Genomic DNA, 21,254 nt, shown 5'->3' with positions numbered 1-21,254 from the left:
TTTTCTGCTCTGTTAAGGAAATCTCATGTTCAAATCGACCCTGGCAGCTTTTGTAGCTGTTTTCGCTCTTTCTGCTCTCTCACCTGTAGCAATGGCAGCGAAAGGGGACCCGCACGTATTGTTAACAACCTCTGCTGGTAATATCGAACTGGAGCTGGATAGCCAGAAAGCACCGGTATCAGTGAAAAACTTTGTCGATTATGTGAACAGCGGTTTTTATAACAACACCACTTTTCACCGGGTGATCCCGGGCTTTATGATTCAGGGCGGCGGTTTCACCGAGCAGATGCAGCAGAAAAAACCGAATCCGCCGATCAAAAATGAAGCTGATAACGGTCTGCGCAACACGCGCGGCACGATTGCTATGGCGCGTACTGCTGATAAAGACAGCGCAACCAGCCAGTTTTTTATTAACGTTGCCGATAACGCCTTCCTCGACCACGGTCAGCGTGATTTCGGCTACGCCGTCTTTGGTAAAGTGGTAAAAGGGATGGATGTCGCAGACAAGATTTCCCAGGTGCCGACTCATGATGTTGGTCCATACCAGAATGTGCCGTCAAAGCCGGTCGTTATCCTTTCCGCTAAAGTCCTGCCGTAACGATTTCTCGCGCGGGCAATATTGTCCGCGCATCTGCTCTCCCGGCGTAACCTGCATTTGCCGCTTATACTTGTGGCAAACGGACACGTTCAGGGAGGCATCAAGTGAAGAAACTCACCGATAAGCAAAAGTCCCGTCTTTGGGAACTTCAGCGTAATCGTAATTTCCAGGCCAGCCGCCGTCTCGAAGGTGTCGAGAGCCCCTTGGTGACGCTTACTGCCGCTGAGGCTTTGGTGCGCCTTGAAGAGCTAAGGAGGCACTATGAGCGATAAGTTCGGAGAAGGGCGCGACCCGTATCTTTATCCTGGCCTCGACATCATGCGTAACCGACTGGATATCCGCCAACAGCAGCGACTGGAGCAGGCCGCTTACGAAATGACGGCGCTGCGCGCCGCGACCATTGAGCTTGGTCCGCTGATGCGCGGTTTACCCCATTTGCGTGCTATTCATCGCCAGCTTTATCAGGATATTTTCGACTGGGCGGGCCAATTACGCGAAGTTGACATTTATCAAGGAGATACACCATTCTGCCACTTTGCCTATATCGAAAAAGAGGGCAATGCCCTGATGCAGGATCTGGAGGAAGAAGGTTATCTGGTCGGCCTTGAGAAAGAGAAGTTCGTTGAGCGGCTGGCACACTACTATTGTGAAATCAACGTCCTGCACCCATTCCGCGCGGGAAGTGGCCTTGCGCAGCGTATCTTCTTCGAACAACTGGCGATTCATGCTGGCTATCAATTGAGCTGGCAGGGCATCGAAAAAGAGGTGTGGAATCAGGCTAATCAGAGCGGGGCAATGGGCGATCTCTCTGCGCTGAAGACGATATTTAGCAAAGTGGTAAGCGAAGCCGGGGAATCTGAGTAAAATAGCGCGGTTCTTTCGTACCGGAGCCGCCATGATCCTGCTTATTGATAACTACGATTCTTTCACCTGGAACCTCTACCAGTATTTTTGTGAACTGGGGACGGATGTGCTGGTTAAGCGCAACGATGCGTTGACGCTGACGGATATTGACGCCCTTAAACCGCAGAAAATTGTCATATCGCCTGGACCCTGTACGCCAGATGAAGCCGGGATTTCCCTTGAGGTTATTCGTCACTATGCCGGACGGTTGCCGATTCTTGGCGTTTGCCTGGGGCATCAGGCGATGGCGCAGGTTTTCGGCGCTAAAGTGGTACGCGCCGCAAAGGTAATGCACGGCAAAACCTCACCCATTACGCATAACGGCGAAGGCGTATTTCAGGGGCTGGCAAATCCATTAACCGTGACGCGCTACCATTCACTGGTGGTGGACCCCGACTCGCTGCCGGAGTGTTTTGAAGTGACCGCCTGGAGCGAGACCCACGAGATTATGGGGATTCGCCATCGCCAGTGGGATCTCGAAGGGGTGCAATTTCATCCGGAAAGTATTCTTAGCGAACAGGGGCATCAGTTGCTGGCTAATTTCCTGCATCGCTGATTTCTGGTTGCCATTTAATGATTTTTTATGCATATTTTGTGATTATAATTTCATAATGATTTATGCGTAACAGGGTGATCATGAGATGGCAACTGAACAAACAGCAATTACACGCGCGACTTTCGATGAAGTGATTCTGCCGATTTATGCACCGGCAGAGTTTATTCCAGTAAAAGGCCAGGGTAGCCGAATCTGGGATCAACAGGGTAAGGAGTATGTCGATTTCGCGGGGGGGATTGCGGTTACGGCGTTAGGTCATTGCCATCCGGCGCTGGTGGAAGCGTTAAAAACCCAGGGCGAAACCTTGTGGCATATCAGCAACGTTTTCACCAATGAACCAGCATTACGTCTTGGGCGTAAACTGATTGAGGCGACCTTTGCCGAACGAGTGGTGTTTATGAACTCCGGGACGGAAGCCAACGAAACTGCCTTTAAACTGGCACGTCATTACGCTTGTGTGCGCCATAGCCCGTTCAAAACCAAAATTATTGCCTTCCATAACGCCTTTCATGGCCGATCATTGTTTACCGTCTCGGTGGGCGGCCAGCCGAAATATTCTGACGGCTTTGGGCCAAAACCGGCAGACATTATTCATGTTCCCTTTAACGATCTCCACGCGGTGAAAGCAGTGATGGATGATCATACCTGCGCAGTGGTTGTTGAGCCGATTCAGGGCGAGGGCGGCGTGACGGCTGCGACGCCGGAGTTTCTGCAGGGCTTGCGTGAACTGTGCGATCAACATCAGGCATTGCTGGTATTTGATGAAGTGCAGTGCGGGATGGGGCGGACAGGCGATTTATTTGCCTATATGCACTACGGTGTGACGCCGGATATTCTGACCTCCGCCAAAGCGTTAGGCGGTGGTTTCCCGATTAGCACCATGCTGACCACGGCGGAGATTGCGTCTGCGTTTCATCCTGGCTCGCACGGTTCCACCTACGGTGGTAATCCACTAGCCTGTGCGGTCGCTGGGGCGGCGTTTGATATCATCAATACGCCGGTCGTGCTGGAAGGCATTCAGGCGAAACGTCAGCGTTTTGTTGAGCATTTGCAGAAGATTGATCAGCAGTACGATGTGTTTAGCGATATTCGCGGCATGGGGCTGTTGATTGGTGCGGAGTTGAAACCACAATACAAAGGTAAGGCGCGTGATTTCCTTTATGCGGGTGCGGATGCAGGTGTAATGGTGCTGAACGCCGGACCAGATGTGGTGCGTTTTGCGCCGTCGCTGGTGGTGGAAGATGCGGATATCGACGAAGGGATGCAGCGTTTTGCCCGCGCAGTGGCGAAGGTGATTGCGGCGTAAAACGGGAGTAAGCCTGATAAGACGCGGTAAGCGTCGCACCAGGCAAAGGGCGTCGGATACGGTGTATGTGCCTTATCTGACCCTCGATTTTGTTCTGGCGATGAATAAATTACGCCTTCGAATCCCGCAACTTGCGACTCAACCAAATCCCGTGGTGTGGTCGCTGCCGCCAGGCCATTGCTGAAATGGTGTGCATCGTATTCAGATGGCCAATAACGCGTTGTAAATGCTGCTCCAGCGTGCCGGACGCACCTTCGTGTGGCAGCATCTCTGGCGAGTCGATGATATTGGCGTCACCAGAACTACCCGGTTCATCATATTCCAGTCGTTGCTGACAACGCTGAATGGCGATTTCACAAGACTGCAAGTATTCCTGCGCCAGTTCCGGCGGCAATGACCGGTGTTCCCGCGCCAGTGTGGTCATGGCATTGATATGTTCAACAATAAACTGACTATGTGTTACCCACAGTTTCATGTCTGCCAGATAATGGCTGTTAAACGCCGGTTCCTGCATCGCCTGATTCAGCGAGTTATACAGGGTGTTATGCGCCTGATTCACCCGCATTCGCTGCCAGGCAAGTGGCGTGGGTTGCGGATCTTTACTGAGGATCAGACGAATAGCCTCCTGGTAAGTTTCTAAGGCGTCATGGGCGTTCTTGCGCAGTAAACCACTCTGCCACTGCGGCCACAGCCATACCGTGCCACCGAAGGCAATCAGACAGCCGATGATGGTATCAATGAGGCGTGGGATGATATATTGCTCACCATTCAGCCACAGCAGTTGCAGGGTATACACAGCGGTAATGGTAAAACCGACCGTCGCCCAGCCGTAGTTCTTACGCAATATCAGATAGCTGGCGAGCGTGGTAATCAGCATCAACGTCAGGGTGTAACCTTCGGGAATTTTAAAGTGCAGCGCAACACCCGCAATGATTAACCCGACCACGGTTCCCACAGAACGATTCACAATCCGCAGGCGAGTAGCGCCATAACCATTTTGCGTCACCAACAATACCGTCATTAATATCCAATAGGATTTCGGCAAATGCAGCGCGGTGCCCATCAGGCTGGCAACACTTAGCATCACACTCAATCGTCCGGCATTACGCAGCGCTGGCGATTTCAGGGAAAGATAGCTTTTCAGCGCCGGGAGTAACGGCATTCGCCGCTGTTTATCTGCCAGCAGATCGCGGGCATAAAGTGGTTTTTGCGTTCGTAGCACGCGGGCGATGCGACTAAAGTGCCAGTAGCAAAATTGTCCCACGGGGTTATCCGGATGCTGGCGGGCGATTTTTTCCAGCGCGCCAATTTGCTTATCCATCGTAAAACGTGTCGGCAGGCGATGATAAAGAATGTCATCAGCCAGCACGCGCAGGCGGGCGGCGACAGTTTGTGCATTCCAGCGGATAACCTCCTCCGCATGGCTCCGCTCGACCAGCTTTTGCACCTCTTCCGGCTGATGCAAACTGACCGAGATATGTTCTTGTAAGTCCAGCGCCTCCTGGAAAATACGCAGCATCCGCTTGTAGTCCGTATTATTTTGCGCGGAAAGCATATGCATTTGCTGATAACACTGGGTAATTAAATCGACCGCTTTTTGCTGACGCACCAACAATGGTGGCAGAGCATTTTCGGGATCGGTGTGCTGAGTAAGCAGGCTGTATTTGGCTTCACAGTAATCCGCCAGTTCACGGTACAGCAGGCTAAGCGACTCGCGTAACGGTTGCTCACGCCAGAGCCAGAACCAGAACCAGTTAAACAGTCCATACCAGAGCGTGCCTAACGCGTAGATGAGCAACGGTTCCCAGACCGGCATATATCCCGCCAGACTGAGGGTAAAAATGGCGGCGAGTAGCGATGCGGGAAGTAATTTTGCGTGCAATGGCCCTAACTCAGCAGTGACGCCAAGTATCAACGTTAACCCCGTCAGCAGAAAGGGTAGGGGGATATCTTTTTCCAGCAGCAGTTGCGTTAGCAAGCTACAAGTGGCAAACAGCGACGCACCAATGATTAAGCGTTTGAAAAAACGCTTATGAGGAGTATCAAGCCCCGCAATATTGCAACAGGCGGGGACGAGAGAAAAGAGCAGCCCGAGTCTTAATTCGCCAAGCAATAGACCAACGGCCACGGGCAAACATAGCACCAGTGTTTGTCGTAGTGCGTAGTTGATGTCGGGATGATAAATCAGTCTGCGCCACATCGGCTTAAACAAAACGGCGCGCTACCAGGTAACGCGCCACTCCGATGGGATCAACGGGTGCCGTAAACGACGATGGTTTTTCCGTGTGCAGAGATCAGGTTCTGATCTTCCAGCATCTTCAGAATACGTCCCACGGTTTCACGAGAACAGCCAACAATCTGACCGATTTCCTGACGGGTAATTTTGATTTGCATACCGTCCGGGTGAGTCATGGCATCGGGTTGTTTCGCCAGATTCAGCAGTGTCTGTGCAATACGACCTGTAACGTCAAGGAATGCCAGGTTGCCCACTTTCTCTGAAGTGACTTGCAGACGACGTGCCATCTGTGCGGAGAGACGCATCAGAATATCCGGGTTCACCTGAATTAATTGACGGAATTTTTTGTAGGAAATCTCAGCTACTTCACAGGCGGTTTTCGCACGTACCCATGCGCTACGTTCCTGGCCTTCTTCAAACAGGCCCAATTCGCCAATAAAATCACCCTGATTCAGATAGGAGAGGATCATTTCTTTACCCTCCTCGTCTTTAATCAGCACTGCCACAGAGCCTTTAACGATGTAATACAGCGTTTCCGCTTTTTCACCCTGGTGAATAAGCGTGCTCTTGGATGGGTACTTATGAATGTGGCAATGAGACAAGAACCATTCGAGAGTCGGGTCTGTTTGCGGTTTGCCAAGCACCATGCGCGGTTATCCTCTGTTATAAGCTTTCTCCAGAGCCAGAAAACGCCGCTGTCTCTGGATTGCCGAAATGTGCTTCCCGCTACCTGGGAAGGGGCTATCAACTGAACTGCACGGTAATGTGACGTCCTTTACATACATGCAGTACATCAATGTATTACTGTAGCATCCTGACTGTTTTAGCATAGCTTTCGCGTTGTGTCTCCTGGTGTCTCGCTTCAGCATGACCCAGGTCGCCTTCCGTTGCGCGATTTGGTCAGTACGCGTACTCTGTCAGGAAAATTGACGCAATGGAGTTCCGATTATGCAAGCGCGTGTGAAGTGGGTCGAAGGGTTAACTTTTTTGGGCGAGTCCGCCTCGGGTCACCAGATTTTAATGGACGGTAACTCTGGCGATAAAGCGCCAAGTCCGATGGAAATGGTGTTGATGGCGGCAGGCGGTTGCAGCGCCATTGATGTGGTTTCTATCCTGCAAAAAGGGCGTCAGGATGTGGTCGATTGTGAAGTAAAATTAACCTCTGAACGCCGCGAAGAGGCACCGCGCCTGTTTACGCACATCAATTTGCATTTTATCGTCACAGGTCACGACCTGAAGGACGCGGCGGTTTCGCGAGCGGTGGATCTCTCTGCCGAGAAGTATTGTTCGGTAGCGCTGATGCTAGAGAAAGCCGTGAATATTACCCACTCCTATGAAGTGATAGCCGCGTGATTTAATGATTAAAATATGATGCCGGATATTATTTTATCCGGCATATAAGAACATTTACTCGATTTTCTTCCCTTCCATCAGTCGTTGTACCAGCGGCAGCATAATTAACTCCATTGCCAGACCCATTTTACCTCCCGGCACCACTAACGTATTGATGTGGGAAATGAATGAGCCTTGTAACATCGCCAGCAGCCAGGGGAAATCGATCCCTTCCAGATTACGAAAATGAATCACCACAAAACTTTCATCCAACGACGGGATGCCTTTTGCAGCGAAAGGGTTAGACGTGTCAACAGTGGGGACGCGCTGGAAGTTGATATGAGTTCGGGAAAACTGCGGCGTGATGTAGTTGATATAGTCTTCCATTGAGCGCACTACCGAGTCCATCACTGCTTCTCGTGAGTGTCCGCGCTCGCCAGTATCGCGGATGAGTTTTTGAATCCACTCCAGGTTAACGATAGGCACGACCCCAACCAATAAATCTACATGCTGCGCGACGTTATGTTGTGGCGTAACCACGCCGCCGTGCAATCCTTCATAAAACAGCACATCGGTCGGTTCTGGCAGCGCCTGCCACGGGGTAAACGTACCGGGCACCTGGTTCCACGGCACGGCTTCATCGTAGGTGTGCAGATATTTGCGCGACTGGCCTTTGCCGCTCAGCCCGTATTCAGTGAAGGTTTGTTCCAGCAGGCCGAAGTCGTTGGCCTCGGGACCGAAGTAGCTGATATGCCGCCCGGCATCGCGCGCTTTGCGGATCGCCATGTCCATTTCCGGGCGGGTGTAACGGTGAAAACTGTCGCCTTCCACCTCGGCTGCATGCAGATTTAACTGCGCGAATATTTTACGAAACGCGAGGCTGGTGGTGGTGGTCCCCGCGCCGCTGGATCCTGTTACTGCAATGACCGGATGTTTGGCAGACATAGTAACTCCATGACCTGGCTATCATTATTATCTTGTCCGCCGACGGTTGCAGGTTATTCGCGAAACTGACTACGCGGCATGATATTGACCGTTTCGTGCAGCTCCGACCATACCAGCACCGCTTCTCCGCATTGTAGCTGGCGTTTGACGTCGGCGGTTTTCTGTTCAAGTGTACGCTCATGTTCACCATAATCTGTGCCTTCGCGTAACACAAAACTTTCAATTAAATTTTCCAGCGTTTCGGGGGAGAGGTCTTGCCAGGGAATCAACATGATTTCGCCTCCAGATACATTGATAACCAGTCAGGAATACGTGACTCAAGCCACATTTGCGGGTGGAGTAACGTACCGCTAATGAAGCCAACGTGACCGCCATGTTCGGTCAGTTGATACTCCACCTGCGTGGGTAAATTTTCCGGTTTAGGGATCACCTGATGATCCATAAACGGATCGTCTTTGGCATGAATAATTAGTGTCGGTTTGGCGATCCGATTGAGCAGCGGCATGGCGCTACACTGACGATAATAGTCGATGGCGTCAGCATAGCCGTGAATTTTGGCGGTGATCAGATCGTCAAATTCGCGGATGCGGCGCACCGATTTCAACTGCGAGAGATCTATCGGCAGTGTTCCGGGGTACGCCTTCAGTTTACGCGCTGCATTGGCTTTTAACAGATTCACCAGGTAACGCTGATAAACGCGGGAGAAGCCTTTATCCATGTGATAGCTACAGGCTTCCAGCATAAACGGCGCGGAGACAATTACCGCCGCCTCAATCGGGACGTCATTGCCTTCTTTAGCCAGCAGACAAGCCAGCATATTACCGCCAAGCGAATAGCCCACGGCAGCCGTTGGCGCATGACCAAATTCGCGTTGTAGCCAGCGTAAAAACCAACTGGCATCTTCCGTTTCACCAGAGTGATAAATGCGGTGCATCCGGTTTGGTTCACCGCTACAACCGCGAAAATGCATCACTACGCCAAGCCAACCACGCTTTTGCGCTGCCTCGACCAGACCATGTGCGTAAGGGCTATTCAGACTGCCTTCGAGACCATGAAAAACCACCAGACGCGGTTTATGTTGCGCTTGTGTGGGATCTTCACTCCACGCGAGATCGACAAAATCACCGTCAGGCAATTCCAGCCGCTGCCAGTGTGGGGTGAATTTCACCTGACGACGAAACAGACGCGGTAGCATGGTTTGCAAATGGCAATTACTGAAGCCGCGCATGGGGGTGAATTCAGCACTACTGCTGGCGTCGTTAAGATCGGTCGTCGTTACTTGCGCCATTAGTTGCTTTGGCCTTCCAGCAGCATTTGTTCCAGTTGCTCCTGGGCTTCCAGCCATGCCATTTCGCACTCTTCCAGCCCGGATTTGGCGCTGGCTTGCTGTTGCAGACAAGCGGTCAGTTCTGCTTTACGGCTCTGGTCGTATAGCTCGCTGTCGCCCAATTTTTCTTCTGCCTGTGCCAGTTGTGCATTCAGCTTTTCCATCTCTTTTTCCAGACGGGCGATTTCTTTACGTAGCGGCTGGGTTTGCGCACGCAGCTCTGCTTCCCGACGCTTCTGATCTTTACGTGCCTGGGCGCTGTTAGCGTTTTCTTTCGGCGCTTCGTCAGATTGGTTTTCCTGCTTCTGAACGTCGCTCAACCACTGTTGATAATCCTCCAGATCGCCATCGAACGGTTCGACTTTACGATCGTGAACCAGATAGAGATCGTCAGTGGTGGAACGCAGTAAGTGACGGTCGTGCGAAACGACAACCAGTGCGCCTTCAAACTCGATCAACGCTTCGGTTAGTGCCTGGCGCATGTCGAGGTCAAGGTGGTTGGTCGGTTCGTCGAGCAGCAGCAGATTCGGACGCTGCCAGACGATCAGCGCCAGCACCAGCCGTGCTTTTTCCCCACCGGAGAAACGGCGGGTTTCTTCCGTTACTTTATCGCCCTGGAAACCAAAGCCGCCGAGGTAGTCTCGCAGTTTTTGTTCCAGCTCTTGCGGTGCTAAACGCGCCAGATGTTGAATGGGCGATTCATCTGCGCGCAGGTATTCCAGTTGATGCTGGGCGAAGTAACCGAGTTTAATCCCTTTCGCCAGGCCAATTTCACCGCTAATCGGCGCAAGTTCACCGGCTAACAATTTGATTAATGTTGATTTACCTGCGCCGTTGCGGCCTAACAGACCAATGCGCGAACCGGGGACCAGATTCAGTTTGATCGAGTCGAGAATAATGCGATCGCCATAACCCGCGCTGACCTTTTCCATCTTCAGCAATGGATTAGGCAGGCTTTCCGGCGCGCGGAAGCTAAAACGGAAAGGGTTATCGACGTGCGCGGGGGCAATCAGCTCCATGCGCTCGAGCATCTTAATGCGGCTCTGGGCTTGCTTCGCTTTGGTGGCTTTGGCGCGGAAACGGTCGATATAACTTTGCAGATGCGCCACGCGCTCCTGTTGGCTTTCGTACATCGCCTGTTGCTGCGCCAGACGGGTGGCGCGCTGCACTTCAAACGAACTGTAGTTGCCGGTGTACTCGAACATGCTTTGCTGTTCGATATGAATGATTTTATCGACGATCGGATCGAGGAAGTCGCGGTCGTGAGAGATAAGGATCAGCGTGCCCTGATAGCTCTTCAGCCATTTTTCCAGCCAGATAACTGCATCGAGATCGAGGTGGTTAGTCGGTTCGTCGAGCAGCAGCAAGTCTGAACGGCAAATCAGTGCCTGGGCGAGGTTAAGGCGCATTCGCCAGCCACCAGAGAAATCGCTCACCGGATACTCCAGTTGCTCATTGCTGAAACCGAGGCCATGCAGCAGGCTGGCGGCGCGGGAGCGAATACTCCACGCGTCGATAGCATCCAGCTTGCCGTGAATGGTCGCAATGGCATGTCCGTCGTTACGTTCGTTAGCATCCTGAAGTTGCGCTTCCAGTTGGCGATATTCGCGGTCGCCATCAATGACATATTCCAGTGCCGCTTGCGGTAGCGCCGGCGTTTCCTGATTCACCCACGCCAGTTGCCAGCTACCAGGAAAGGTGTAGCTGCCGCCGTCGGCGCTGATTTCATTTTTCAGCAATGCCAGTAGGGTAGATTTACCGCAGCCGTTTTTACCCACCAGGCCGACTTTCTGGCCAGGGTTAATAGTGGCGGTGGCATTATCCAGCAGGACGCGCACGCCGCGACGAATTTGTAACGAGGAGAAAACAATCATAAGGCGCCGTATGTTCAGACTATGTTAAATTATCATTATGATAATGTAGTGTATGGGCGAGCTGCCGCTCCGGGCGCAATGGTAGCCCAAAACAGCGACTATACACAAAACCATACCGGGAGGGGGATGATGTCTCAGCCAGCGAAAGTTTTGCTGCTGTATGCCCATCCGGAATCTCAGGACTCGGTGGCAAACCGGGTACTGCTTAAACCGGCCACGCAGCTCAGCAATGTTACCGTGCACGACCTTTACGCGCACTATCCCGATTTTTTTATTGATATTCCCCGTGAGCAGGCATTACTGCGTGAGCACGAGGTGATTGTTTTTCAGCATCCGCTTTATACCTACAGTTGCCCGGCGTTACTGAAAGAGTGGCTTGACCGGGTGTTAAGCCGTGGGTTTGCCAGCGGGCCGGGAGGAAACCAACTGGCGGGAAAGTACTGGCGTAGCGTGATCACCACCGGCGAACCAGAAAGTGCCTACCGTTATGACGCGCTGAATCGTTATCCGATGAGCGATGTTCTGCGCCCCTTTGAACTGGCGGCGGGCATGTGCCGGATGCATTGGTTAAGCCCCATCATTATTTACTGGGCGAGACGGCAAAGCGCACAGGAGCTGGCGAGTCACGCCAGAGCCTACAGCGACTGGCTGGCAAATCCGCTGCCCGTGGGAGGTCGCTGATGGAAGGTTCCGATTTTTTACTTGCAGGAGTGCTGTTTCTCTTCGCGGCGGTGGCTGCGGTGCCACTGGCATCGCGGCTGGGCATTGGTGCGGTGTTGGGATATTTGCTGGCTGGAATTGCGATTGGTCCGTGGGGACTGGGGTTTATTAGCGACGTCGATGAGATCCTCCACTTTTCGGAACTTGGCGTGGTGTTCCTGATGTTTATCATCGGGCTCGAGTTGAATCCTTCCAAGCTCTGGCAATTGCGGCGCTCCATTTTTGGCGTCGGCGCAGCGCAGGTGCTGTTAAGCGCGGCGTTGCTGGCAGGATTATTGATGCTGACGGATTTCGCCTGGCAGGCGGCAGTTGTGGGGGGAATTGGTCTGGCGATGTCTTCAACCGCAATGGCGTTGCAGCTAATGCGCGAGAAAGGGATGAATCGCAGCGAATCCGGTCAGTTAGGTTTCTCGGTGTTGCTGTTTCAGGATCTGGCGGTGATCCCGGCGCTGGCGTTAGTGCCGTTATTGGCGGGATCGGCAGACGAACATTTCGACTGGATGAAGGTCGGTATGAAGGTGCTGGCGTTTGTCGGCATGTTGATCGGCGGGCGCTATTTGCTGCGCCCGGTATTTCGTTTTATTGCGGCTTCAGGTGTGCGGGAAGTATTCACCGCCGCGACGTTACTGCTGGTGCTGGGGTCTGCGTTATTTATGGATGCGCTGGGGCTGTCGATGGCGCTCGGTACGTTTATTGCGGGCGTGTTGCTGGCGGAGAGCGAATATCGCCATGAACTGGAAACGGCTATCGATCCGTTTAAAGGCTTGCTGCTTGGACTGTTTTTTATCTCCGTCGGGATGTCGCTCAACCTTGGGGTGCTTTATACCCATCTTCTGTGGGTGGTGATAAGTGTGGTTGTGCTGGTAGCGGTGAAAATTCTCGTGCTGTATCTGCTGGCGAGGCTGTATGGCGTGCGCAGCTCCGAGCGGATGCAGTTTGCTGGTGTGCTGAGTCAGGGCGGTGAGTTTGCCTTTGTGCTCTTTTCTACAGCCTCTTCACAACGATTGTTTCAGGGCGATCAGATGGCGCTGTTGTTGGTGACAGTTACGCTTTCCATGATGACCACACCGCTGTTGATGAAGCTTGTGGATAAGTGGCTATCCCGCCAGTTCAACGCCCCGGAAGAAGAGGATGAAAAACCGTGGGTAAACGATGATAAACCGCAAGTGATTGTGGTGGGCTTCGGACGTTTTGGTCAGGTGATTGGTCGTTTGCTGATGGCGAATAAAATGCGCATTACCGTGCTGGAGCGGGATATCAGCGCGGTTAACCTGATGCGCAAATATGGCTACAAAGTATATTACGGCGACGCTACGCAAGTTGACCTGTTGCGCTCTGCGGGTGCAGAAGCCGCAGAATCCATCGTCATTACCTGCAATGAACCGGAAGACACCATGAAACTGGTGGAAATATGCCAGCAACACTTCCCGCATTTGCATATTCTTGCGCGAGCGCGCGGACGTGTGGAAGCGCATGAGTTATTACAGGCAGGGGTGACGCAGTTTTCCCGTGAAACATTCTCCAGTGCGTTAGAGCTGGGGCGCAAAACGCTGGTTACGCTTGGGATGCACCCGCATCAGGCACAGCGGGCACAGCTCCATTTTCGTCGCCTGGATATGCGTATGTTGCGGGAGTTAATCCCGATGCATGCCGATACCGTACAAATTTCTCGCGCCAGGGAAGCCCGACGCGAACTGGAAGAGATTTTCCAGCGTGAGATGCAACAAGAACGACGTCAGTTCGACGGCTGGGATGAATTTGAGTAGAGGGTGAATATGGCAATACGAAAACGCTTTATCGCTGGTGCAAAATGTCCAGCCTGTCAGGCGCAGGATTCAATGGCGATGTGGCGCGAAAATAATATTGATATTGTTGAATGCGTTAAGTGCGGACACCAAATGCGGGAAGCGGATAAAGAAGCCCGCGATCACGTTCGCAAAGATGAGCAAGTTATCGGGATTTTTTATCCGGACTAGCGATATGCGCTGAGTTTTTTTAAGCTAGTGAGTACACGGCTGCAGAATTCCGCTACAATCTGCGCCACAATTCTTCCCATGCTCAGGAGATATCATGAAAGTAGCAAAAGACCTGGTGGTCAGCCTGGCCTATCAGGTACGTACAGAAGACGGTGTGTTGGTTGATGAGTCTCCGGTGAGTGCGCCGCTGGACTACCTGCATGGTCACGGTTCCCTGATCTCTGGCCTGGAAACGGCGCTGGAAGGTCATGAAGTTGGCGACAAATTTGATGTCGCTGTTGGCGCGAACGACGCTTACGGTCAGTACGACGAAAACCTGGTTCAGCGCGTTCCTAAAGACGTATTTATGGGCGTTGACGAACTGCAGGTGGGTATGCGCTTCCTGGCTGAAACCGACCAGGGGCCAGTACCGGTTGAAATCACTGCCGTTGAAGACGATCACGTTGTGGTTGACGGTAACCACATGCTGGCTGGTCAGAATCTGAAATTCAACGTTGAAGTTGTGGCGATTCGTGAAGCGACCGAAGAGGAACTGGCTCACGGTCACGTTCATGGTGCGCACGATCATCACCACGATCACGACCACGACGGTTGCTGCGGCGGTCATGGCCACGATCACGGTCATGAACACGGTGGCGAAGGTTGCTGTGGCGGTAAAGGTAACGGCGGTTGCGGTTGCCACTAAGGCAGAACAGGTGACAAAAAAGCGGGGAATTCCCCGCTTTTTTTCGCCTCAATAGTGCGGAGGTGGCGTTTCTTCAGCCTGTGACGCGATGTTCGACGGCTGACTGGCTTTTAACTTCTCGGTCAGCAGACGCAGATGATCGCGCAGTTTTGCCATCTCCATTTCATGAGCGGTCACCGTGACGTTCAGTTCTTCAATGGTGATTTCCTGAAAAGCCAGTCGGCTCTCCAGCTCTGCCAGGCGTGCTTCCATTGATAAATCCTGCATGATTCACCTCTTTTGTCGAATGGTCGCCGCGGATTCTACTTAACTTTGTTGCCAGAGACAGCACTCATTTTGTTGCATCGAAACTAATTTAAACAAAAAGAGTCTGAAAATAGATGATAATAGGGCGTGTCTGTATGTAGATTTATCCGACAACGCTTTATAGTACCCTTCTGATAATAGTTAACCCTGGGGTGAGATGCCCCGATCCTGGAGATATGGATGAAATCACTGTTTAAAGTAACGCTGCTGGCGACCACAATGGCTGTTGCCCTGCATACACCAATCACTTTTGCTGCCGAAGCGGCGAAACCTGCTACAACTGCTGACAGCAAAGCAGCGTTCAAAAATGACGATCAGAAATCAGCTTACGCACTGGGCGCTTCGCTGGGTCGTTACATGGAAAATTCTCTGAAAGAACAAGAAAAGTTGGGCATTAAACTGGATAAAGATCAGCTGATCGCTGGCGTTCAGGATGCATTTGCTGATAAGAGCAAACTTTCCGATCAAGAGATCGAACAGACTCTGCAAGCGTTTGAAGCACGCGTGAAATCCTCCGCTCAGGCGAAGATGGAAAAAGATGCGGCTGATAACGAAGCGAAAGGTAAAGAGTACCGCGAGAAATTTGCCAAAGAGAAAGGTGTGAAAACCTCTTCTACTGGCCTGGTGTATCAAGTCCTGGATGCCGGTAAAGGTGAAGCACCGAAAGACAGCGACACTGTTGTGGTGAACTACAAAGGTACGCTGATCGACGGTAAAGAGTTCGATAACTCTTACACCCGTGGTGAACCGCTCTCCTTCCGTCTGGATGGTGTAATCCCGGGCTGGACTGAAGGTCTGAAGAACATTAAGAAAGGCGGCAAGATTAAGCTGGTTATTCCACCAGAACTGGCTTACGGCAAAGCGGGTGTTCCGGGGATCCCACCGAATTCTACCCTGGTGTTTGACGTAGAGCTGCTGGATGTGAAACCAGCGCCGAAGGCTGATACGAAGCCAGAAGCAGATGCTAAAGCAGCAGATTCTGCTAAAAAATAAGCATTAAAAACCGCCGCCTGACCAGGCGGCGGTTTTTTTATTGCAGGCCGGATATAATTAGTGCTGGAAAGCGGAACCTCCGCTGTATTAATTTAATTACCCGCATCATTAATGAGCCTGCCCTGAAAAGTTAACGACAGGCTCCTGAAAAGGAGTGTTTTTTTTCATGTCCAGGTCGCTTTTAACCAACGAAACCAGTGAGTTGGATTTACTGGATCAACGTCCTTTCGACCAGACCGATTTTGATATTCTGAAATCCTACGAAGCGGTGGTGGACGGGTTAGCGATGCTCATTGGCTCCCACTGTGAAATCGTTTTGCACTCTTTGCAGGATTTAAAATGTTCAGCCATTCGTATTGCCAACGGTGAACATACAGGCCGGAAGATTGGTTCGCCAATTACCGATCTGGCGCTGCGTATGCTGCACGATATGACGGGGGCGGATAGCAGCGTTTCTAAATGCTACTTTACTCGCGCCAAAAGCGGAGTATTAATGAAGTCCCTGACAATCGCCATTCGTAACCGCGAACAGCGAGTGATTGGTCTGCTATGTATCAATATGAATCTTGATGTTCCTTTCTCGCAGATTATGAGCACTTTTGTGCCGCCAGAAACCCCGGATGTCGGTTCAAGCGTCAACTTTGCCTCTTCTGTTGAAGATCTGGTTACCCAAACGCTGGAGTTCACCATTGAAGAAGTGAACGCCGATCGCAATGTTTCTAATAACGCCAAAAATCGCCAGATCGTGCTGAATCTTTACGAGAAAGGCATCTTCGACATCAAAGACGCGATCAACCAGGTGGCTGACCGTCTGAATATCTCCAAACATACTGTCTATCTCTATATCCGTCAGTTCAAGAGCGGTGATTTCCAGGGGCAAGATAAGTAATGCGTTTTGCCATCGTGGTAACCGGGCCAGCATACGGTACGCAACAGGCGAGTAGTGCTTTTCAGTTTGCGCAGGCGCTGATAGCCGAAGGTCATGAGCTGAGTAGCGTCTTTTTCTACCGGGAAGGTGTCTACAACGCCAACCAGTTGACCTCTCCCGCGAGTGATGAATTTGACCTTGTGCGCGGCTGGCAGCAATTGAATACACAACACGGCGTGATGCTGAATATCTGTGTGGCGGCAGCATTACGTCGCGGTATTGTCGATGAAACTGAGGCTGGAAGATTAGGTCTGGCATCAGCTAATCTCCAGCCGGGCTTTACCTTAAGTGGCCTTGGCGCTCTGGCGGAAGCCTCGCTGACCTGCGACAGGGTGGTACAGTTCTGATGAAACGAATTGCGTTTGTCTTTTCTACTGCACCCCACGGCACAGCGGCTGGCCGTGAAGGATTAGATGCATTACTCGCAACCTCCGCATTAACTGACGATATTGCAGTTTTCTTTATTGCCGATGGTGTTTTTCAAATTCTGCCAGGCCAAAAGCCCGATGTAGTGCTGGCGCGTGATTACATCGCTACCTTTAAACTGCTAGGGCTTTACGACATTGAACAGTGTTGGGTTTGTGCGGCTTCACTACGTGAACGCGGGTTAAATCCGGAGACACCATTGGTCGTGGAAGCCACGCCGCTCGAAGCTGAAACATTACGTCGTGAGCTTGGCAATTATGATGTTATTTTAAGATTTTGAGGCGTCCATGCTGCACACATTACATCGCTCCCCCTGGTTGACGGATTTTTCTGCACTGCTGCGTCTGCTCGGCGAGGGCGACGAACTGCTGTTATTGCAGGATGGCGTAACTGCCGCAGTTGACGGTAACCGCTACCTTGAAAGTCTACGTAATGCCCCCATTAAGGTCTATGCCCTGAACGAAGACCTCATTGCTCGCGGTTTGAGTGGTCAAATTTCGAACGATATCATCCGAATTGACTATACTGATTTCGTCAGACTTACGGTTAAGCACACCAGTCAGATGGCCTGGTGACGGCGGGATCGTTGTATATTTCTTGACACCTTTTCGACACCGCCCTAAAATTCGGCGTCCTCATATTGTGTGAGGACGTTTTATTACGTGTTTACGAAGCAAAAGCTAAAACCAGGAGCTATTTAATGGCAACAGTTAACCAGCTGGTACGCAAACCACGTGCTCGCAAAGTTGCGAAAAGCAACGTGCCTGCGCTGGAAGCATGCCCGCAAAAACGTGGCGTATGTACTCGTGTATATACTACCACTCCTAAAAAACCGAACTCCGCACTGCGTAAAGTATGCCGTGTTCGTCTGACTAACGGTTTCGAAGTGACTTCCTACATCGGTGGTGAAGGTCACAACTTGCAGGAACACTCCGTGATCCTGATCCGTGGCGGTCGTGTTAAAGACCTCCCGGGTGTTCGTTACCACACCGTACGTGGTGCGCTTGACTGCTCCGGCGTTAAAGACCGTAAGCAGGCTCGTTCCAAGTATGGCGTGAAGCGTCCTAAGGCTTAATGGTTCTCCGTTAAGTAAGGCCAAACGTTTTAAATTAATGTCAAACTAAACTCGTAGAGTTTTGGACAATCCTGAATTAACAACGGAGTATTTCCATGCCACGTCGTCGCGTCATTGGTCAGCGTAAAATTCTGCCAGATCCGAAGTTCGGATCAGAACTGCTGGCTAAATTTGTAAATATCCTGATGGTAGATGGTAAAAAATCTACTGCTGAATCTATCGTATACAGCGCGCTGGAGACCCTGGCTCAGCGTTCTGGTAAATCTGAACTGGAAGCATTCGAAGTAGCTCTCGAAAACGTGCGCCCGACTGTCGAAGTTAAGTCTCGCCGCGTTGGTGGTTCTACTTATCAGGTCCCAGTTGAAGTCCGTCCGGTTCGTCGTAATGCTCTGGCAATGCGTTGGATCGTTGAAGCTGCTCGTAAACGCGGTGATAAATCCATGGCTCTGCGCCTGGCGAACGAACTTTCCGATGCTGCAGAAAACAAAGGCACTGCAGTTAAGAAACGTGAAGACGTTCACCGTATGGCCGAAGCCAACAAGGCGTTCGCACACTACCGTTGGTAATCCCTTCGGAGTTTTAGTCACCAGGCGGGCGCTTCCAGTAAGCAGCCCGCTTTGGGCTACTTAAATTGAACGCCTAAAAGATAAACGAGGAAACAAATGGCTCGTACAACACCCATCGCACGCTACCGTAACATCGGTATCAGTGCGCACATCGACGCCGGTAAAACCACTACTACCGAACGTATTCTGTTCTACACCGGTGTAAACCATAAAATCGGTGAAGTTCATGACGGCGCTGCAACCATGGACTGGATGGAGCAGGAGCAGGAACGTGGTATTACCATCACTTCCGCTGCGACTACTGCATTCTGGTCTGGTATGGCTAAGCAGTATGAGCCGCATCGCATCAACATCATCGACACCCCGGGGCACGTTGACTTCACAATCGAAGTAGAACGTTCCATGCGTGTTCTCGATGGTGCGGTAATGGTTTACTGCGCAGTTGGTGGTGTTCAGCCGCAGTCTGAAACCGTATGGCGTCAGGCAAACAAATATAAAGTTCCGCGCATTGCGTTCGTTAACAAAATGGACCGCATGGGTGCGAACTTCCTGAAAGTTGTTAACCAGATCAAAACCCGTCTGGGCGCGAACCCGGTTCCGCTGCAGTTGGCGATTGGTGCTGAAGAACATTTCACCGGTGTTGTTGACCTGGTGAAAATGAAAGCTATCAACTGGAACGATGCTGACCAGGGCGTAACCTTCGAATACGAAGATATCCCGGCAGACATGGTTGAACTGGCTAACGAATGGCACCAGAACCTGATCGAATCCGCGGCTGAAGCTTCTGAAGAGCTGATGGAAAAATACCTGGGTGGTGAAGAACTGACTGAAGCAGAAATCAAAGGTGCTCTGCGTCAGCGCGTTCTGAACAACGAAATCATCCTGGTAACCTGTGGTTCTGCGTTCAAGAACAAAGGTGTTCAGGCGATGCTGGATGCGGTAATTGATTACCTGCCATCCCCGGTTGACGTACCTGCGATCAACGGTATCCTGGACGACGGTAAAGACACTCCGGCTGAACGTCACGCAAGTGATGACGAGCCGTTCTCTGCACTGGCGTTCAAAATTGCTACCGACCCGTTTGTTGGTAACCTGACCTTCTTCCGTGTGTACTCCGGTGTGGTTAACTCTGGTGATACCGTACTGAACTCCGTGAAAGCTGCACGTGAGCGTTTCGGCCGTATCGTTCAGATGCATGCTAACAAACGTGAAGAGATCAAAGAAGTTCGCGCGGGCGACATCGCTGCTGCAATCGGTCTGAAAGACGTAACCACTGGTGACACCCTGTGTGACCCGGATGCGCCGATCATTCTGGAACGTATGGAATTCCCTGAGCCGGTAATCTCCATCGCAGTAGAACCGAAAACCAAAGCTGACCAGGAAAAAATGGGTCTGGCTCTGGGCCGTCTGGCTAAAGAAGACCCGTCTTTCCGTGTATGGACTGACGAAGAATCTAACCAGACCATCATCGCGGGTATGGGTGAGCTGCACCTCGACATCATCGTTGACCGTATGAAGCGTGAATTCAACGTTGAAGCGAACGTAGGTAAACCGCAGGTTGCTTACCGTGAAACTATCCGCCAGAAAGTTACCGATGTTGAAGGTAAACACGCGAAACAGTCTGGTGGTCGTGGTCAGTATGGTCATGTTGTTATCGACATGTACCCGCTGGAGCCGGGTTCAAACCCGAAAGGCTACGAGTTCATCAACGACATTAAAGGTGGTGTAATCCCTGGCGAATACATCCCGGCCGTTGATAAAGGTATCCAGGAACAACTGAAAGCTGGCCCGCTGGCAGGCTACCCGGTAGTAGACATGGGTATTCGTCTGCACTTCGGTTCTTACCATGACGTTGACTCCTCTGAACTGGCGTTTAAACTGGCTGCTTCTATCGCCTTTAAAGAAGGCTTTAAGAAAGCGAAACCAGTTCTGCTTGAGCCGATCATGAAGGTTGAAGTAGAAACTCCTGAAGAGAACACCGGTGACGTTATCGGTGACTTGAGCCGTCGTCGTGGTATGCTCAAAGGTCAGGAATCTGAAGTTACTGGCGTTAAGATCCACGCTGAAGTACCGCTGTCTGAAATGTTCGGATATGCAACTCAGCTGCGCTCTCTGACCAAAGGTCGCGCATCATACACTATGGAATTCCTGAAGTATGATGAAGCGCCGAGTAACGTTGCTCAGGCCGTAATTGAAGCCCGTGGTAAATAAGCCTCAGGGTTAATACCAAAGTCCCGTGCTCTCTCCTGAAGGGGAGAGCACTATAGTAAGGAATATAGCCGTGTCTAAAGAAAAATTTGAACGTACAAAACCGCACGTTAACGTTGGTACTATCGGCCACGTTGACCACGGTAAAACTACTCTGACCGCTGCAATCACCACCGTACTGGCTAAAACCTACGGCGGTGCTGCTCGTGCATTCGACCAGATCGATAACGCGCCGGAAGAAAAAGCTCGTGGTATCACCATCAACACTTCTCACGTTGAATACGACACCCCGAC

At 51.6% G+C, this 21,254-nt stretch carries 26 protein-coding genes; 19 read left to right on the top strand and 7 right to left on the bottom strand.

The annotated features are described in order from the left end of the window. Nucleotides 1–25 precede the first annotated feature (25 nt). The 5 genes from ppiA to argD all read left to right on the top strand — a co-directional run bounded on the left by ppiA (nucleotide 26) and on the right by argD (nucleotide 3,363). On the top strand, nucleotides 26–598 hold the full coding sequence (gene ppiA / locus BEA93_RS08995; protein WP_105224513.1) for a peptidylprolyl isomerase A: 573 nt from the start codon (nucleotides 26–28) through the stop codon (nucleotides 596–598). A 104-nt stretch (nucleotides 599–702) separates the two neighbouring features. Beyond that, nucleotides 703–870, top strand: a complete 168-nt coding sequence (locus BEA93_RS08990) for a YhfG family protein (protein WP_000736867.1) — start codon at nucleotides 703–705, stop codon at nucleotides 868–870. Continuing rightward, nucleotides 860–1,462 (top strand): putative adenosine monophosphate-protein transferase Fic, encoded by a 603-nt coding sequence (locus tag BEA93_RS08985; protein ID WP_016249274.1) that lies wholly within the window; start codon nucleotides 860–862, stop codon nucleotides 1,460–1,462. Before BEA93_RS08990 ends, BEA93_RS08985 begins: the two co-directional genes overlap by 11 nt. 31 nt (nucleotides 1,463–1,493) lie before the next feature. Continuing rightward, the gene (gene pabA / locus BEA93_RS08980; RefSeq protein WP_000601889.1) at nucleotides 1,494–2,057 is read left to right on the top strand and encodes an aminodeoxychorismate synthase component 2; all 564 of its coding nucleotides are present in this window, start codon (nucleotides 1,494–1,496) and stop codon (nucleotides 2,055–2,057) included. Between the two features lie 85 nt (nucleotides 2,058–2,142). Next, on the top strand, nucleotides 2,143–3,363 hold the full coding sequence (argD, locus tag BEA93_RS08975; protein ID WP_000190011.1) for a bifunctional acetylornithine/succinyldiaminopimelate transaminase: 1,221 nt from the start codon (nucleotides 2,143–2,145) through the stop codon (nucleotides 3,361–3,363). A 109-nt stretch (nucleotides 3,364–3,472) separates the two neighbouring features. On the opposite strand, the gene BEA93_RS08970 is transcribed toward argD, so the two are convergent. Both BEA93_RS08970 and crp read right to left on the bottom strand, forming a co-directional pair. Beyond that, complete coding sequence (locus BEA93_RS08970) at nucleotides 3,473–5,563, bottom strand: YccS/YhfK family putative transporter (protein WP_001517208.1); 2,091 nt, start codon at nucleotides 5,561–5,563, stop codon at nucleotides 3,473–3,475. 50 nt (nucleotides 5,564–5,613) lie between these two features. After that, the gene (gene crp, locus BEA93_RS08965) at nucleotides 5,614–6,246 is read right to left on the bottom strand and encodes a cAMP-activated global transcriptional regulator CRP (RefSeq protein ID WP_000242755.1); all 633 of its coding nucleotides are present in this window, start codon (nucleotides 6,244–6,246) and stop codon (nucleotides 5,614–5,616) included. A 301-nt stretch (nucleotides 6,247–6,547) separates the two neighbouring features. Between crp and BEA93_RS08955 the strand changes: the two genes are divergently transcribed. Continuing rightward, nucleotides 6,548–6,952 carry an OsmC family protein gene (locus BEA93_RS08955; protein ID WP_001148907.1) on the top strand — a complete coding sequence of 135 codons (405 nt, stop codon included), beginning with the start codon at nucleotides 6,548–6,550 and terminating at the stop codon, nucleotides 6,950–6,952. 54 nt (nucleotides 6,953–7,006) lie between these two features. On the opposite strand, the gene BEA93_RS08950 is transcribed toward BEA93_RS08955, so the two are convergent. Genes BEA93_RS08950 through BEA93_RS08935 form a run of 4 tightly spaced genes read right to left on the bottom strand, consistent with a single transcriptional unit; the run spans nucleotide 7,007 to nucleotide 11,077 of the window. After that, the gene (locus BEA93_RS08950) at nucleotides 7,007–7,876 is read right to left on the bottom strand and encodes a phosphoribulokinase (protein WP_001274686.1); all 870 of its coding nucleotides are present in this window, start codon (nucleotides 7,874–7,876) and stop codon (nucleotides 7,007–7,009) included. Nucleotides 7,877–7,929: 53 nt separating this feature from the next. Continuing rightward, a complete protein-coding gene (locus BEA93_RS08945) occupies nucleotides 7,930–8,148 on the bottom strand; it encodes a YheU family protein (RefSeq protein WP_000907082.1) in 219 nt (72 codons plus the stop codon). After that, nucleotides 8,142–9,164 (bottom strand): hydrolase, encoded by a 1,023-nt coding sequence (locus tag BEA93_RS08940; RefSeq protein ID WP_000079999.1) that lies wholly within the window; start codon nucleotides 9,162–9,164, stop codon nucleotides 8,142–8,144. Before BEA93_RS08940 ends, BEA93_RS08945 begins: the two co-directional genes overlap by 7 nt. Beyond that, nucleotides 9,164–11,077 (bottom strand): ABC transporter ATP-binding protein, encoded by a 1,914-nt coding sequence (locus BEA93_RS08935; protein WP_000634831.1) that lies wholly within the window; start codon nucleotides 11,075–11,077, stop codon nucleotides 9,164–9,166. The genes BEA93_RS08940 and BEA93_RS08935 overlap by 1 nt, the downstream gene beginning before the upstream one ends. 129 nt (nucleotides 11,078–11,206) lie before the next feature. Here BEA93_RS08935 and kefG point away from each other — a divergent pair, with 129 nt between their 5' ends. The 4 genes from kefG (at nucleotide 11,207) to slyD (ending at nucleotide 14,458) form a co-directional block, all read left to right on the top strand. Next, nucleotides 11,207–11,758 (top strand): glutathione-regulated potassium-efflux system ancillary protein KefG, encoded by a 552-nt coding sequence (gene kefG, locus BEA93_RS08925; protein WP_001517205.1) that lies wholly within the window; start codon nucleotides 11,207–11,209, stop codon nucleotides 11,756–11,758. Beyond that, entirely contained in the window at nucleotides 11,758–13,563 is a 1,806-nt protein-coding gene (kefB, locus tag BEA93_RS08920) for a glutathione-regulated potassium-efflux system protein KefB (RefSeq protein WP_000399145.1), read from the top strand. The genes kefG and kefB overlap by 1 nt, the downstream gene beginning before the upstream one ends. A gap of 9 nt (nucleotides 13,564–13,572) precedes the next feature. Beyond that, nucleotides 13,573–13,773 carry a YheV family putative zinc ribbon protein gene (locus tag BEA93_RS08915; protein ID WP_001007731.1) on the top strand — a complete coding sequence of 67 codons (201 nt, stop codon included), beginning with the start codon at nucleotides 13,573–13,575 and terminating at the stop codon, nucleotides 13,771–13,773. Between the two features lie 94 nt (nucleotides 13,774–13,867). After that, entirely contained in the window at nucleotides 13,868–14,458 is a 591-nt protein-coding gene (gene slyD, locus BEA93_RS08910) for a peptidylprolyl isomerase (protein ID WP_000861334.1), read from the top strand. A 48-nt stretch (nucleotides 14,459–14,506) separates the two neighbouring features. Here the strand turns inward: slyD and BEA93_RS08905 are convergent, their stop codons facing one another. Beyond that, a complete protein-coding gene (locus tag BEA93_RS08905) occupies nucleotides 14,507–14,725 on the bottom strand; it encodes a protein SlyX (RefSeq protein WP_001153620.1) in 219 nt (72 codons plus the stop codon). 219 nt (nucleotides 14,726–14,944) lie between these two features. Here BEA93_RS08905 and fkpA point away from each other — a divergent pair, with 219 nt between their 5' ends. From fkpA to BEA93_RS08860, 9 genes are all read left to right on the top strand, one after another. Beyond that, complete coding sequence (gene fkpA, locus BEA93_RS08900) at nucleotides 14,945–15,757, top strand: FKBP-type peptidyl-prolyl cis-trans isomerase (protein WP_000838277.1); 813 nt, start codon at nucleotides 14,945–14,947, stop codon at nucleotides 15,755–15,757. A gap of 166 nt (nucleotides 15,758–15,923) precedes the next feature. Next, complete coding sequence (locus BEA93_RS08895; RefSeq protein ID WP_000091466.1) at nucleotides 15,924–16,646, top strand: helix-turn-helix transcriptional regulator; 723 nt, start codon at nucleotides 15,924–15,926, stop codon at nucleotides 16,644–16,646. Further along, complete coding sequence (tusD, locus tag BEA93_RS08890) at nucleotides 16,646–17,032, top strand: sulfurtransferase complex subunit TusD (protein WP_001209699.1); 387 nt, start codon at nucleotides 16,646–16,648, stop codon at nucleotides 17,030–17,032. Before BEA93_RS08895 ends, tusD begins: the two co-directional genes overlap by 1 nt. After that, nucleotides 17,032–17,391, top strand: coding sequence for a sulfurtransferase complex subunit TusC (tusC, locus tag BEA93_RS08885; protein ID WP_001517204.1), 360 nt, complete (start codon nucleotides 17,032–17,034; stop codon nucleotides 17,389–17,391). The genes tusD and tusC overlap by 1 nt, the downstream gene beginning before the upstream one ends. A gap of 7 nt (nucleotides 17,392–17,398) precedes the next feature. Next, on the top strand, nucleotides 17,399–17,686 hold the full coding sequence (gene tusB, locus BEA93_RS08880; protein ID WP_000903393.1) for a sulfurtransferase complex subunit TusB: 288 nt from the start codon (nucleotides 17,399–17,401) through the stop codon (nucleotides 17,684–17,686). Nucleotides 17,687–17,811: 125 nt separating this feature from the next. After that, entirely contained in the window at nucleotides 17,812–18,186 is a 375-nt protein-coding gene (rpsL, locus tag BEA93_RS08875) for a 30S ribosomal protein S12 (RefSeq protein WP_000246815.1), read from the top strand. A gap of 95 nt (nucleotides 18,187–18,281) precedes the next feature. Further along, nucleotides 18,282–18,752: a 30S ribosomal protein S7 gene (gene rpsG / locus BEA93_RS08870; protein WP_001138043.1), complete on the top strand. Its 471-nt coding sequence runs from the start codon at nucleotides 18,282–18,284 to the stop codon at nucleotides 18,750–18,752. A gap of 96 nt (nucleotides 18,753–18,848) precedes the next feature. Further along, nucleotides 18,849–20,963: an elongation factor G gene (gene fusA / locus BEA93_RS08865; protein WP_000124700.1), complete on the top strand. Its 2,115-nt coding sequence runs from the start codon at nucleotides 18,849–18,851 to the stop codon at nucleotides 20,961–20,963. 70 nt (nucleotides 20,964–21,033) lie between these two features. Then, nucleotides 21,034–21,254 (top strand): GTP-binding protein (locus BEA93_RS08860; RefSeq protein WP_000031665.1); only part of this gene is annotated, 221 nt, incomplete at its 3' end.

Source organism: Escherichia sp. MOD1-EC5950, from assembly GCF_002965345.1.
Lineage (GTDB): Bacteria > Pseudomonadota > Gammaproteobacteria > Enterobacterales > Enterobacteriaceae > Escherichia > Escherichia marmotae.
The sequence above is the reverse complement of the archived record's forward strand: the minus strand, read 5'-3'. Positions and strand labels throughout refer to the sequence as shown.

What these genes read in the sequence shown, in the direction of transcription:
- ppiA (WP_105224513.1), top strand. Translation starts at nt 26, where the DNA reads ATGTTCAAATCGACCCTGGCAGCTTTTGTAGCTGTTTTCGCTCTTTCT.
- BEA93_RS08985 (WP_016249274.1), top strand. Translation starts at nt 860, where the DNA reads ATGAGCGATAAGTTCGGAGAAGGGCGCGACCCGTATCTTTATCCTGGC.
- pabA (WP_000601889.1), top strand. Translation starts at nt 1,494, where the DNA reads ATGATCCTGCTTATTGATAACTACGATTCTTTCACCTGGAACCTCTAC.
- argD (WP_000190011.1), top strand. Translation starts at nt 2,143, where the DNA reads ATGGCAACTGAACAAACAGCAATTACACGCGCGACTTTCGATGAAGTG.
- BEA93_RS08970 (WP_001517208.1), bottom strand. Translation starts at nt 5,563, where the DNA reads ATGTGGCGCAGACTGATTTATCATCCCGACATCAACTACGCACTACGA.
- crp (WP_000242755.1), bottom strand. Translation starts at nt 6,246, where the DNA reads ATGGTGCTTGGCAAACCGCAAACAGACCCGACTCTCGAATGGTTCTTG.
- BEA93_RS08955 (WP_001148907.1), top strand. Translation starts at nt 6,548, where the DNA reads ATGCAAGCGCGTGTGAAGTGGGTCGAAGGGTTAACTTTTTTGGGCGAG.
- BEA93_RS08950 (WP_001274686.1), bottom strand. Translation starts at nt 7,876, where the DNA reads ATGTCTGCCAAACATCCGGTCATTGCAGTAACAGGATCCAGCGGCGCG.
- BEA93_RS08945 (WP_000907082.1), bottom strand. Translation starts at nt 8,148, where the DNA reads ATGTTGATTCCCTGGCAAGACCTCTCCCCCGAAACGCTGGAAAATTTA.
- BEA93_RS08940 (WP_000079999.1), bottom strand. Translation starts at nt 9,164, where the DNA reads ATGGCGCAAGTAACGACGACCGATCTTAACGACGCCAGCAGTAGTGCT.
- BEA93_RS08935 (WP_000634831.1), bottom strand. Translation starts at nt 11,077, where the DNA reads ATGATTGTTTTCTCCTCGTTACAAATTCGTCGCGGCGTGCGCGTCCTG.
- kefG (WP_001517205.1), top strand. Translation starts at nt 11,207, where the DNA reads ATGTCTCAGCCAGCGAAAGTTTTGCTGCTGTATGCCCATCCGGAATCT.
- kefB (WP_000399145.1), top strand. Translation starts at nt 11,758, where the DNA reads ATGGAAGGTTCCGATTTTTTACTTGCAGGAGTGCTGTTTCTCTTCGCG.
- BEA93_RS08915 (WP_001007731.1), top strand. Translation starts at nt 13,573, where the DNA reads ATGGCAATACGAAAACGCTTTATCGCTGGTGCAAAATGTCCAGCCTGT.
- slyD (WP_000861334.1), top strand. Translation starts at nt 13,868, where the DNA reads ATGAAAGTAGCAAAAGACCTGGTGGTCAGCCTGGCCTATCAGGTACGT.
- BEA93_RS08905 (WP_001153620.1), bottom strand. Translation starts at nt 14,725, where the DNA reads ATGCAGGATTTATCAATGGAAGCACGCCTGGCAGAGCTGGAGAGCCGA.
- fkpA (WP_000838277.1), top strand. Translation starts at nt 14,945, where the DNA reads ATGAAATCACTGTTTAAAGTAACGCTGCTGGCGACCACAATGGCTGTT.
- BEA93_RS08895 (WP_000091466.1), top strand. Translation starts at nt 15,924, where the DNA reads ATGTCCAGGTCGCTTTTAACCAACGAAACCAGTGAGTTGGATTTACTG.
- tusD (WP_001209699.1), top strand. Translation starts at nt 16,646, where the DNA reads ATGCGTTTTGCCATCGTGGTAACCGGGCCAGCATACGGTACGCAACAG.
- tusC (WP_001517204.1), top strand. Translation starts at nt 17,032, where the DNA reads ATGAAACGAATTGCGTTTGTCTTTTCTACTGCACCCCACGGCACAGCG.
- tusB (WP_000903393.1), top strand. Translation starts at nt 17,399, where the DNA reads ATGCTGCACACATTACATCGCTCCCCCTGGTTGACGGATTTTTCTGCA.
- rpsL (WP_000246815.1), top strand. Translation starts at nt 17,812, where the DNA reads ATGGCAACAGTTAACCAGCTGGTACGCAAACCACGTGCTCGCAAAGTT.
- rpsG (WP_001138043.1), top strand. Translation starts at nt 18,282, where the DNA reads ATGCCACGTCGTCGCGTCATTGGTCAGCGTAAAATTCTGCCAGATCCG.
- fusA (WP_000124700.1), top strand. Translation starts at nt 18,849, where the DNA reads ATGGCTCGTACAACACCCATCGCACGCTACCGTAACATCGGTATCAGT.